This is a genomic window from Amycolatopsis pittospori (assembly GCF_013870525.1).
In the GTDB taxonomy this organism is placed as follows: Bacteria; Actinomycetota; Actinomycetes; order Mycobacteriales; family Pseudonocardiaceae; genus Amycolatopsis; species Amycolatopsis pittospori.
This window is the reverse complement of sequence record NZ_JACBXD010000047.1, coordinates 1-12,389: the sequence shown is the minus strand read 5'-3', so window position 1 is coordinate 12,389 and position 12,389 is coordinate 1. Positions and strand designations below refer to the sequence as shown.

At 70.5% G+C, this 12,389-nt stretch carries 9 protein-coding genes; 4 read left to right on the top strand and 5 right to left on the bottom strand.

Features of this window, described 5'->3' with window-relative positions; all coding sequences use genetic code 11:
• Positions 1 to 16: 16 nt before the first annotated feature.
• The 3 genes from H5J31_RS24505 to H5J31_RS24495 are packed head-to-tail and all read right to left on the bottom strand — an operon-like array spanning position 17 to position 5,256.
• Complete coding sequence (locus tag H5J31_RS24505; protein WP_181774988.1) at positions 17 to 1,402, bottom strand: FAD-binding oxidoreductase; 1,386 nt, start codon at positions 1,400 to 1,402, stop codon at positions 17 to 19.
• Positions 1,403 to 1,462: 60 nt separating this feature from the next.
• Complete coding sequence (locus tag H5J31_RS24500) at positions 1,463 to 2,686, bottom strand: SGNH/GDSL hydrolase family protein (protein WP_181774987.1); 1,224 nt, start codon at positions 2,684 to 2,686, stop codon at positions 1,463 to 1,465.
• Positions 2,677 to 5,256 (bottom strand): glycoside hydrolase family 97 catalytic domain-containing protein, encoded by a 2,580-nt coding sequence (locus H5J31_RS24495; protein WP_181774986.1) that lies wholly within the window; start codon positions 5,254 to 5,256, stop codon positions 2,677 to 2,679. Before H5J31_RS24495 ends, H5J31_RS24500 begins: the two co-directional genes overlap by 10 nt.
• Positions 5,257 to 5,428: 172 nt before the next feature.
• On the opposite strand from H5J31_RS24495, the gene H5J31_RS24490 reads away from it, so the two are divergent.
• The 4 genes from H5J31_RS24490 (at position 5,429) to H5J31_RS24475 (ending at position 10,796) form a co-directional block, all read left to right on the top strand.
• Positions 5,429 to 5,818 carry an MmcQ/YjbR family DNA-binding protein gene (locus H5J31_RS24490; RefSeq protein ID WP_181774985.1) on the top strand — a complete coding sequence of 130 codons (390 nt, stop codon included), beginning with the start codon at positions 5,429 to 5,431 and terminating at the stop codon, positions 5,816 to 5,818.
• Positions 5,819 to 6,028: 210 nt separating this feature from the next.
• Entirely contained in the window at positions 6,029 to 7,204 is a 1,176-nt protein-coding gene (locus tag H5J31_RS24485; RefSeq protein ID WP_181774984.1) for a sensor histidine kinase, read from the top strand.
• Positions 7,201 to 7,866 carry a response regulator gene (locus H5J31_RS24480; protein ID WP_181774983.1) on the top strand — a complete coding sequence of 222 codons (666 nt, stop codon included), beginning with the start codon at positions 7,201 to 7,203 and terminating at the stop codon, positions 7,864 to 7,866. Before H5J31_RS24485 ends, H5J31_RS24480 begins: the two co-directional genes overlap by 4 nt.
• Positions 7,867 to 7,889: 23 nt before the next feature.
• On the top strand, positions 7,890 to 10,796 hold the full coding sequence (locus H5J31_RS24475; RefSeq protein WP_236005361.1) for an AfsR/SARP family transcriptional regulator: 2,907 nt from the start codon (positions 7,890 to 7,892) through the stop codon (positions 10,794 to 10,796).
• Here H5J31_RS24475 and H5J31_RS24470 read toward each other — a convergent pair.
• Entirely contained in the window at positions 10,768 to 11,208 is a 441-nt protein-coding gene (locus H5J31_RS24470; protein WP_181774982.1) for a hypothetical protein, read from the bottom strand. The genes H5J31_RS24475 and H5J31_RS24470 overlap by 29 nt on opposite strands.
• A gap of 139 nt (positions 11,209 to 11,347) precedes the next feature.
• Positions 11,348 to 12,389: ABC transporter permease (locus H5J31_RS24465; protein ID WP_181774981.1), on the bottom strand; the 1,042-nt coding region annotated here is incomplete at its 5' end.

The following is a 12,389-nucleotide window of genomic DNA, read 5'->3' as shown; positions in this document are numbered from 1 at the left end:
TTCTTCCCGGACCCGATCACCGCCGCCGCACGCATTTCGCGTACAGGTCGAGGAGGCGGCCGTCCGGGTCGTAGGCCGTCTTCAGTTTCCGGTAGGCGTCACCGTTGTAGAGCCGCCAGAATTCGTCTTCCTCGTAGAAACTGTCGGAGTACAGCGACTTCCGCCCGCCGAGCCGGGTCACTTCGGCCTCGATCAGCCGATTGTGCGTATCGGGTCCCTCTCCGGGGTCCAGCGGCACCGCGGACCAGAACCCGAAATTGACGTAGAGCGTTTCGGGGTCCATTTGGTACAGCGGCGAGTTCACGCCGCCCGGCCGCTGCTTCAGCGGGCAGACCCAGATCGGGCTGATCGGGATCTCGCGGCGGAAGAAGTCCAGGAACTCCGCGGCGCGTGAAAGCGGCACCTCGATGTCCTGGACGACGGTCTCCTCCGGCGGAAGCCGCCGAAGCTTGAGGAGTTTCGCGGCGATCCCGAACCTGCGGTCGAGCGCCACCAGTTTCCAGTAGACCGACGACCGCAGCAGCCGCCTGCCCAGCAGCAGCCGGGGGAGCCGGCTCTGCACGCCGAACGCCCGTGAGCACCAGAACCAGTCCGTGTCCCAGCGCCACAGGTAGTCCCGCACGCCCAGGTGGTCGGTCCCGCGTTCGCGGATCGACTTGTAGTAGATGTCGAGCCAGGTGTAATCGCTGGTCGCGGGCGCGGACGTGGTGAACGTGCCCAGCGTCAGGTACTGCTCGCCCGGTCCGAAGACGGTCCCGTCCACGAAGTCGGCCGAGCCCTCGCGGCACGCCTCGCCGAGCGCCGCGAAGTACTCCTCGGTGTCGTCGTACCGGATGTGGTCGAGCCGCACGTACGGCTTCACCGGTTCCAGTTCGATCTTCAGCCGCAGCGCGTAGCCGAGCGTCCCGTAGGAGTTCGGGAAGCCGTGGAACAGGTCGCTGTGCTCGTTGTCCGCCCGTGCGACGACGATGCGGCCGTCGCCGGTGAGCAGGTCCATCTCCAGCACCGATTCGTGCACGAGGCCGTTGCGGAACGACGACGACTCGATACCGAGGCCGGTCACCGCGCCGCCCAGCGTGATCGTCTTGAGCTGCGGGACGACCAGCGGCATCAGTCCGTGGGGCAGGGTCGCGTCCACCAGCTGCTCGTAGGTGACCATGCCCTCGACGTCGGCCGTCCGCGCCAGCGGGTCGACGTCGAGCACGTGTGTGAAACCCGAGACGTCCAATCCGGGTGTGCTCGTCGCCGCCCGCGACCGGAACAGGTTCGACGTCCGCTTCGCGAGCCGGATCGTTCCGTGGAGACCGGCCAGCTGAGCCCGGAGCGCTTCCGCCCGCGCTTCGTGCTCGGCGAACCGGACCAACCGAGCCGTCGCGCGGGTACCGCTGTCGCCGCTAGCCATTCCTGATCGCCATCAGCTCATCGTGCCCCACGCGACGGCCTCGCGCAGCCCTCAATATCGCTACCTCAGCCGGTGCAGCGGGACGGCGTCCGCCATGGCCGTGAAACCCTTGTCGCCGGGGTGGAGGTGATCGCCCGAGTCGTACTCCGGCTTGATCCGCTGCGGGTCGGCGGGATCGCGGATCACCGCGTCGAAGTCGATGAACCCGTCGAAGAGCCGGCTGGTCCGGATGAACCGGTTGACCGCCTGCCGGGTCTCCTCGAGTTCGGGGGTGTACGAAACCCAGCCCTTCCACGGCGTGATCGTCGCGCCGAGCACCCGCAGGCCGCGGTCGTGCGCCCGCGTCGCGATCTGCTTGAGCGCCGAGATGATCTTGTTCGGATCGGCCTGATGCGGGGTCTGCTGGATGTCGTTGATGCCCTCGAACACGATCGCCGTCCGCACACCGGACTGGTTCAGCACGTCCCGGTCGAGCCGCGCGAGCGCGTTCACCCCATAGTTGCCGCCGTCGAGCAGCAGCCGGTTCCCGCTGATCCCGGCGTTGAGCACGCCGAGATTCCGGCTGATCTTGTCGGCGAGCTGGTCGGGCCAGCGCAGGTTCGCGCCCCAGGTCGAGATGGCGCCGTCGGTGATCGAGTCGCCGATCGCGACGACGCTGCCCTGCAGACCCGGTCCCCGGACGTCCACGCCGGACACGTAGTGCCACACCGTGGTCTTCTCCGGGAACGCCGCCGCAGATTCGTCGGCCGCCTTGTCGCCGTCACGGGTGAAGTACGAGTTCTGCATCGTGAGCGGGTGATAGGTGACCGGCCCGGACGGCGTCGGCGTGTACGTGGTCACCAGCAGGTCGCCGTCCCTGGGTACGGCCAGCGCCGCGCCGTCGCTGACGATGTCGGCGCCCGGTGGGACGGTGACCTCCTTGTCGCCGCCGAAGGTCAGTGTGCGCATCGTGCCGGGGACCGCCTGCGCGGTGTCCGGGCCGGCGGCGACCGCGACGGTCACCCGCCCGAACAGCACCGGGGTGCGGCCGAAGGCGTTGGACAGCCGCACGCGCACCTCGCGTCCGCCGGCGCTGGTGTGCACGATGTTGCGGATCGAGAAGTTCGGGTAGCCGTTGTCGGTCCCGGCGACCCCGGCCGCGGGCGCCGCGGACCAGGTGCCGACCCAGCCGGTCGTCGCCGCGGCGGTCGCGACCTGGTCTTGTCCCGCTGGGGCCGCCGCGGCGGCCCCAGGTACCACTCCCAGCAGCAGGATCCCTGCCACCACAAGGTTCTTCACGCGCATGTCAGTCTTGCCTCCGCCCAGTCGGCATGATCGAAGTTCCGTCCGTCGCCGCCGTCGGTCACTCGCAGGGCGACCATCCGGACACCGGCGGTGTCGACGTTGATCGGTAACGCCGCACCCTTGCGCACGATTCCGCTGTCGTACAACATCCTTCCGTCGCCGACGACCTGGAAGACGACCGAACCGGGTTCGGTGGTCTCGTCGTCGAGGCCGATCGACGCGGTGAGGGAGCGGCAGGCGCGGCCGAGGTACACCGAAAGTTCGGACGGCGCGTGCACGCCGACGCCCTTCGCGTAGGCGACGCCGCCGATGGTGAGCGCCTGGCCGTCGCCGCCGTTGTTCTCGCCGTTCGACCGGTCGCGTTCGACCGGCCCCCAGCCGTTGCTCTCGCTCATGAACGGCAGGTCGCTCACGAACGGGGTGCCGGACGGCGTGGGCGGTGGCACGAACGCCCGCACCGCCTTCTCGGTGTGGACCTGCCGTTGCCGCGCGCGGAATTCGGCGAAGACCGGCACCTCGGTCAGTCCGACCGGGACATCGTCGCCCGCTCGCACGGTCCAACGGCCCGTGATCGTCTCGCCCGCACGCAGCAGGTTCCGCGTCACCGGCGCGCCGGTGACCGTCCAGCCGGCCGGGGGAGCGGCGCGGAACACCACGTCCCGGACGTCGGCTGTGCTGGTGAACGAGGCCGTGACCTCGAACGACGAGCCCTTCGGCACGTCGGTCTGATCCGGTGACACGGTCAGTGTGGTGGCCGGGACCCGGGTGATCGGCTGGTCGCAGGTCGTCAGCCCGGGGCGGTAGCGGCAGGCGATCACGGCGAACCCGCCGTCGCGCGGCACGGAAACCGAAAGCGCGTCCGACGACCGCAGCACCTGCCTGTCCCGCACGACGTCGCCTCGCGGCGCGGCGGAGTCGCGGACCGTCTCGACGAGCCACTGGCCGCCGCCGAGGAACCCCAGCGGCGTCCGCACGGTCCTGGCGTCGCCGGTGGAGATCCCGCCTACGAACCACCGCTCGCCGTTGCGCCGCGCCACCGTCGCGCCGGAGTCGGGATCACCGCTCAGCAGCCGGGTCTCGTCCCAGACCGTCGGCACCTGGTCGAGATAGCGCAGTGCCTCCGGATGTCGTTCGTAGGCCTCGGGTCCGTCCGCGAAATGCGTCCAGCCGGATTCGTAGACGACCGGCAGCGCGACCTCGTGCGCGATCGACGCCTCCTTCGTCCCGACCTCCAGCGAAACCGGCGTGTAGTCCATCGAACCGGCCACGTTGCGGGTGAAGAACTGGACCGGGTTGTTCGCCACGGGCGGGTAGTTCTCCGCGCCGCGCACGGCTTCCATCGTCATCACGTGCGGCCACGTCCTGGCCAGTCCGTGCGGGATCGTCGAGCCGTGGAAGTTCACCATCAGCCGCAGTTCGGCGGTTTTGGCGAGCACCGCGTCGTACCACTGGTACCGCTCGCGGGAGTCGGACTCCATGAAGTCGAGTTTGACGCCCTTCGCACCCCACTGCTTCACCTTGGGGAGTACGGAATTCCGCTCCTGCCGGGTGTCGAGGTCGGTCCACCGGAACCACAGCAGGATCTCGACGCCCCGCGCGCGGGCGTACCGGATGAGCTCCGGGACCCAGGTCGCGCTCCAGCCTTCGTCGACGAGCACGTACTGCCAGCCGTGACGCGCGGCGAAGTCGACGTACTGTTTTTGCCGCTCGTAGTTCCCCGGGCTCGAATGCTCGCTCAGCCACGACCACGCGACCTTGCCGGGTTCGATCCACGACGTGTCGGCGAGCTTGGACGACGGCGCTAGGTCGTCGACGAGGGTCGAAGTACCGACCGTCGCGAGATCGCCGATGATCGCCGTGCGCCAAGGAGTCTTCAGTTCGCCGGCGGAGACGACCTGCGGGTCCGCGAGCGCGACCTGGTAGTCGCCGTCGGTGTGCCGCAACCGGCTTCCCGGATAACGTCCGTCCACATCGGACTCGGTGAGCAGGACGTGGTCCGCGCCCACCCGGAACAGCGACGGATAGCCGAACTCGCCCTGCGCGGCACCCGCCGTGGTGCGCGTCCGATTCGCCTCGTACCAGGCGTTGTAGGGCAGCAGCCAGGCCGGCGCGTCCGCCGGGAGCGCGAACGACGACGCCTCGCCGGTGACGGTCACCGGGCCGGGTACGACGTAGCGGTACGCGACCCCGTCCGGCGCGACGCGGACGATGAGATCCAGACGCGCGCCGCCGTCGCCCTCGAAGGCAAGCTTGGTCTCGCTCATCGTCGTCGCGCGCTGGAGGCGTTTCCCGGTCGTCATCGTGTACCGCTCGGTGACGATCCGGTCCGTGCGGCCCAACGGCCGGAGCCCACGGGTGAGGTCTGCTTCCGTGGTGCGAAGGCCGACCGGCCGCGCCGGGAGCACCGTGCGGCCCGCACGCGAGACGCCGAACTTCAGGGTGCCACCGTCCAGCGAGACGTCCGCGGTGAGCGACGACGGACCCGCGATCAGCCAGCGGCCGGGCGCCGCGTGCGCGGGTGCCGGCACGGCGAGCAGGGCCAGTAAGAGAACGGCGAGCAGTCGTGACATCGTTGTCGCCTCCCAGGTCACCGTCCATCGTCGGGGAATCACCGACAGCCGGTCAATGCGCGGGAGGGCACTGGACAGGACAGGATTTCTGTCCGGTGAAGGGGCTGGATTTCGGGGCGATCCGCGACTATCGCGGAGAAAACCGCTGGTCCGGTCGCGCTAGGCTGATCGCATGAAGCCCGCCGCTCTCGAGAAGCTCTGCCTCGATTTCCCCGGCGCCCGCCTGGAGTTCCCCTTCGACGAGGGCACCAGTGTGTTCAAGGTGGCGGGCAAGGTGTTCGCGCTCGGCCCGCTCAAGGCGAAACCGCTGCGGATCAGCCTCAAATGCGACCCCGAACTGGCCGTCCGGCTGCGGTCGGAGCATCCGGCGATCATCCCCGGGTACCACCTGAACAAGCAGCACTGGAACACCGTCGAACTCGACGGTTCGCTGACCGACGACTTCGTCCGGGAGATGATCGAGGACTCCTATGACCTCGTGGTCGCCGGCCTGCCCAAGCGGGAGCAGGAGAAGCTGAAGTGGGTCGGCCTCAGCCGCGAAAACTCGACCCCAGGTCCGTGAAGGCCTCCTTCCCTACTCTCAAGGTAGGGAAGGAGGCCTTCACGGACCGCATGCCGGCCCCGGGCGTAGGTACCTGGAACGACTTCGGCCCGGCCGCGGCGTTTCATCCGGATTTCATCGGTCCGTGTCCGCCCGCCTCCTACCGTGGGCGGAGACCGGTGCCGACCGCCGCACGATGACGCGTCCCCGGGCACTTTCTAGGCTGGGGTGGTGCTGAAGATCTTGCGCGACCGGTTCCGGGCGCGGGTGCAGGTCAGCCTCACCCGGGCCGGACTGACGCTGCCCTGGTGGGGCGCGTTGTGCGCCACCGCGGTGAGCGTGGTGTTCACGGTGGTCGCGCTGGTGCAGCGGGACGCCCTGCTGCCGCCCGAGCCGATCGCGCTGGCCGGGTTGCTCGTGATCGCGCCTTCGCTGATCTGGTCGGCCACCAACTGGATCGTGCCGTGGGTGCGGATGGCGGCGCTGATCTCCGCCACCGCGATCCTGCTGACCGAGCCCGTCCTCCCGGATTTCGCGCCGTTGCTGCTGCTGGTCGCGGCCACCGAAGCGGGCAGTGTGCTGCGGACGACGACGGGGATCGCCATCGTCACCGTCGCGGCCGAGTCGGTCCTGGTCGTGGCGGGGATCTGGGGCGGGCTGATCGGCGGGCCCGTCTACATGGTCGCGATCCTGCTCGGTCTCAGCGGCGGGCTCATGGTCCGCTGGTACACCAGGCTGCTGGACGCCGAACGCGGCAAGCGTGACGTCGTACGCGACAAGGCGCTGCTGGCGGAGCGGCAGCGCATCGCCCGCGAGGTGCACGACATCGTCGGGCATTCGCTCAGCATCACGCTCCTGCACCTCACCGGCGCGAGGCACGCGCTCCAGCAGGATCGCGACGTCGACGAGGCGATCGAAGCGCTCACCGAGGCGGAAGCGGTGGGCCGGTCGGCGATGGCCGACGTCCGCCGTACGGTCGGCCTCCTCGCCGACGCCCCCTCGGGCAGCAGTCCGTTGCCGGGCGTGGAGGATATCGCCACGCTGGTCGAGCGCACCCGCGCCGCCGGGCTGGAGGTGCGCTACACCCACGAAGGCGATCTCGCCCGTGTCGGCGCCTCGGAAGGATTGGGGCTCTACCGGATCGTGCAGGAGTCACTCGTCAACGTCGTCAAACACGCGCCCGGCGCGACCGCGGAGGTCCGGCTGCACGCCGGGTCGTCCGGCGCCCGGCTGACCGTCAGCAACAGCCTGCCCGGTGTGGCCAGGCATACGTCCGAAGACGGGTCGGGGCTGGCCGGGATGGCCGCCAGGGCGACCCAGCTCGGCGCCGAAATCAGTGCCGGGCCCCAGGGACGCCAATGGGTCGTGGAGGTCACGGTGCCGGGATCACGGATGGTGCGGTCATGACGGCGGCGGGGGAGATCCGGGTGCTGCTGGTCGACGACCAGGAACTCGCCCGGTCCGGGCTGCGGCGGATCCTGCGGCGGCGCGACGGGTTCGTCATCGCGGGGGAATGCGCCGACGGCTCCGAGGTGCCCGCCGCGCTGGCCGCGCACGAGGCCGACGTCGTCGTGATGGACCTGCGGATGAAGGACGTCGGGGGTGTGGAGGCGACCAGGCGGCTGCGGCGGTCCGGCGGGCACCCGCCGGTGCTCGCGCTGACCACGTTCGACGACGACAACCTGCTGGCCGACGCGCTCCGGGCGGGCGCCGCGGGCTACGTCCTCAAGGACTCCCCGGCCGAGGACCTGATCCGGGCCGTGCGCGCGGTGGCCGCGGGCGACTCCTGGCTGGATCCCGGCGTCACCGCCCGCGTGCTCGCCACCTACCGGCAGGCCGCCGGGAACGGCAGTGGCGGCCGCCCACTCGAATTGCTGACACCGAGGGAGCAGGACGTGCTCCGGGCGATCGGTCGCGGGCTGACGAACGCCGAGATCGCCGCGTCGCTGGTGATTTCGGAGGTGACCGTGAAAAGCCATATCGGGCGGATCTTCACCAAGCTCGAGTTGCGCGACCGGGCGGCGGCGATCGTCTACGCCTTCGACAACGGGATCGTGGTGCCGGGCTGACCATGGGAAACGACGGGGGGACCATGAGGGGGGTTGGGGCGACGATGCCGGACTCGCGGCTTCGGTTCGAGGTGCTCGGTCCGTTGCGGGCCTGGCAGGGGGAGACACGGCTGGATCTCGGTCCGGTCCGGCAGCAGGCGGTGCTGGCGGCGCTGCTGTTGCGTCCGGACGTGACGGTCAGCCAGTACGAGCTCACGGACGGGCTGTGGGAGCGGCCGCCGGAGTCGAACGTGCTGCCTGTCTACGTCCGGCGGCTGCGTCAGTGCCTGGACACCTCCGGGCAGCGGCCGCGCGATTCGGTGATCGTCTCCGACCGGGGCGGCTACCGGTTCGCCAGCGGTGACGTGCACCTGGACGTCACCCGGCTCGACGAGGTCGCCGCCGCGGCGGACGCGGCCGAGGAGACCGGGGATCTCGTCACGGCGGTGGACACCTTCGCCGACGCGCTGCGGCTCTTTCACGGTGAGCCGCTGACCGGCCTGCCCGGCGCGTTCGTCCAAGGCGAGCGGCGACGACTGGAGGAACGCAAGCTCCTGCTGCTGCGCCGGAAACTGCGGGTACAGCTGAAACTCGGCCGGTTCGACGAGGTCATCGGCGAGCTTTCGGCGCTGGTGGCCGCCGATCCGCCGAGCGAACCGCTCGCGGCGCTGCTCATGCGCGCGCTCTACGGCGGCGGGCGTCAGGCGGAGGCGCTCGAAGTGTTCACCGACGTCCGCGAGCGGCTGGTGGAACAGCTCGGCGTCGAGCCGGGCGAGGAACTGCGGCAGGTGCAGGAAGCGGTGCTGCGCGGGGAGGACGCTGTTCCCGGCGTCGCCCGGCGACGGGAACAGCCGCGCCGGATCCGCAACGAACTGCCCGCCATCAACGGCGAACTGGAGGGCCGCGACCGGGAACTCGCGCTGCTCATCGAAAGCGGCGACCCGTCGACGGTCTCGGTCGACGCCGTCGACGGTGTCCCCGGCGCCGGGAAGACCACGCTCGCCGTGCGCGCCGCCCATCTGCTGTGCGAGTCCTATCCGGACGGCGCGCTGTTCGTCGATCTGCACGGGTACACCGAGGGCCGCGAGCCGGTGACCCCGGAACGCGCTCTGCGGCGGTTGCTGCGCGCGGTCGGCGTCGAAGACGGCGCCATGCCGGACGATCTCGACGAACTGGCCGCGTCGTGGCGCGCGGCGACCGCCCAGCTGCGGTTGCTCCTGGTGCTCGACAACGCCGAATCGGCGGGCCAGGTGCGGTCCCTGTTACCCGCCGGGCCCGGGAGCCGGGTGCTGGTGACCAGTCGCCGCCGGCTGTCCGGTTTGGACGCCGACCGACGCGTTTCCTTGGGAGCACTGGGTCTCGAAGCCGCGGAACGGCTGCTCGGCCGCATCGTGGGGACGCCGAGGGCCGAGGGTGAGCGGTTCGCCGTCCGTGCCCTCGCCGGTTTGTGCGGACGCCTTCCGCTCGCGCTGCGGATCGCCGGCGCCCGGTTGCAGAACCGTCCGATGTGGACGTTCAAGGATCTGGTCGACCGGATGTCGGACGACGAGCGACGGCTCGGCGAACTGACCGCCGAGGATCGCAGCGTCGAAGTGGCGCTTCGCCTGTCGTACGAGCAGCTTCGGCCCGCCGAGCAACGCACCTTCGGCATGCTGGGACTTTCGCCGACGTCCGAGTTCGACCGGCTTTCGGTGGCCGCGCTGCTCGACTGTTCGCTCACCGAAGCCGAGCGTCATCTGGAAAGCCTCGTCGACGCGAGCCTCCTGCAGGAACCGGCGAGCGGCCGCTACCGGCTGCACGACCTGGTCGCGGTCTACGCGCGACGACTGGCCGGGCAGGAAACCGCCGACGTCGTCGAGGCGGCGCGAAAACGGGTGTACGGCCTGTACCTGAGCGCCGCGCGCCGCGCGAGCGAATGGGGCGTCGCGCGGTTCCCCGTCGAGACCGAGGGCGGACCGTTCACCGGGCAACGCGACGCTTCCGCCTGGCTGGACGCAGCGGGCGACCTGACCGAAGTGGTCACCCAAGCGGCCGAGGCCGGCCTGGACGACATCGCCTGCTCGATCGCCGAAGCACTGGTCGACTACCTCGCGCGCCAGCAGCGGTACCACGAATCCCGGGCGGCGCTGCAGGTCGCGCTGCCGCTGGCCGAACAGGCGGCCGACGAGCGGATGGTCTCGTCGCTGCGGTTCTGCCTCGGCTACGCCTACGCCATGCAGGGACAACTCGACCGGGCGCGGGGCTGGTTCGACGAAGCGCTGCTGGCCGGTCAGTCCTCCGGGGACCGCGGCGTGGAGGCGCGGGCGCTCGGCGGGCTCACCATGGCGGACCTGATCGCGGGAAGACACGACGCCGCGATCCGCGGGATGCGGCAAGTGATGGTCCTCGCCGACGAGGTGGGGGACGGCTGGCTCGCCGAACGGGCGTTGTCCGCCCTCGGCTACCTCGCCTACCTGCGCGGCGAACACGAGGACGCGCTCGTCCACCTCGGCCGCGCCCGCGAACTGAGCGAAGAGATCGGCAGCGTGGGGATGCTGGCGAGGGTGCTGTGCCACAGCGGCACGGTCCGGCTCGAGATCGGCCGGGCCGCCGAGGCCGCGCTGGACCTCCGGCGCGCCGCCGAACTGGCCGAGGAGACCACGGACGGGCTGCTGATGGCGACCAGCCTGTCCCGGCTGGGCACCGCGGAGTTCGAACTCGGGAACCTCGAAAAGGCCTTCGACCTCCAGCGGCGGGCCTTGGCGGCGGTCACCGAGGAGACCATCGTCGGGATGGAATCCGAGATCCGGAACCGGCTCGGCCGTATCCACCTCGCCGCCGGCGACCCGGCGGGCGCGCGGGAGCAGTTCGAATGGGTGCTCACCACGATCGGCTTGGACGGCGACTCCCAGCAGCGCACGCTCGCGCTGGAAGGGCTGGACCTCACCAGACGGTCGGCCCACCGGCGTTGATGATCGTGAACCGGTGCCCTTCCATGTTCGTACGCCAGCGCGCGAAGTAGGCGTCACCGGAATCGGTCACGTGCACCCCGTGGCGGACCTCGTGGACGACGCAGGCCCAGTCCGCGCCGTCGCACAGCACGAGCTCCCGCGGCGCCCCGCGCTTCCGCAAGACGGAAGAGCACAGGGCGCCTCGGGAGCCGACGCTGCCGTCGTCGAGACAGCGGCGGAGGTCGCCGACGGCCTCGGCGGCGGTCCCGAACAGCGTCCACCGGTAGCGGGGCGACGGGCGTCCGGTGGCCCATGGCTGGAAGAACGCCGTCCAGCTCCAGCCCGGGCCGACGACCCCGTCCCGCTCGCCGGGACTCGGGCGGTCGTCCCGCGGCATCACCGCGTTGTACGGGGTCCGGCTCGCCGGGCTCATGACGCCTCCTCGTGCACCACCGGTCCGCCGGTGCGGAGCCGTGCTCGGAACCGTAGGGCGGTGCCATGAAATCCCGATGAAACGCTTGCGGTGTCCCGGATGAGTCCGGTGGGCGCCCGCGTTTAGTCCTCTGAATGCGTTAGTTGTGGGCTCCGGTGAGCGAGACGGCCCGCCGAGCCGGAATCAGCGCCGCCAACGGTGCGGCCAGGATCGCCGCCCCCACCAGCACGCCCAGCCGGCCCCAAGGTGGCGCGAACAGGATCGGTTCACCCCCGCCCGAAGCGACCTCCGTGATCAGCCACGCCGAGCCGATCCCGACGACCAGTCCGCAGACGGCGCCGAGTACGGCGACGAAGACCGACTCCGCCGTCAGGGCCGCGCCGAGTCCGCCCCGCGTGAGGCCGAGAGCACGCAGCAGCGCGGTTTCCCGCGTCCGTTCCAGTACCGACAGCGAAAGCGTGTTCGCGATCCCGGCGAACGCGATCAGGACGGCGAGGGCGGTCAGCGCCCACATCAGGTTCAGGGTGTCCCGCAGCGGCGCGGCCGCTTCCTCCTTGAGTTCCGTGACGCTGCTCAGTTTCGCGAACGGCGTGCCGGTCAACGCCTGCTCCAGAGGAGACCGGCCGGAGGCCTTGATCAGCACGCTCTCGTCGTAGCTCCGCTGGTCGAGGGCGAGTGCGGGTTGCTCCGCGACGTCGACCAATGCGAAGCCCAGGTCGACGCCCGGCGCGCGGACGCTGTCGTAGACCGCGACCACGCGCAGGGACCGGACGGTGTCGCCGACCGCGAGTCCCGTCTCTTCCGCCAGGTCCTTCCTGATGGCGATTTCACCGGGACCGAGCCGGTCGAGACGTCCTGAGAGCACCGACGGGCGCAGAAGATCGCCTCGGACGGCGGTCAGCTCGTACTTGCCGTACGTACCCAGGTCGCCTGAGAACGACTGGCGTGTCGCGACGGCGGTTACGCCGGGCATCCGGGCGAGGTCGTCGGCGAGCGTCGGGGGCAGGGACCGGCCGGTGAGTACCGAAGTGACGGCGAAGTCGGCGGCGAGTTGCTCGTCGACGCCGCGGCTCTGGCCCGCTTCGACGCCTGCCGCCACGGTGGTCGCGAGCGCGACGACGGCGAGTCCGATCGTGAGCGCGGCGGCGCTGGCCGCGGTGCGTTTCGGGTTGCGGTCGGCG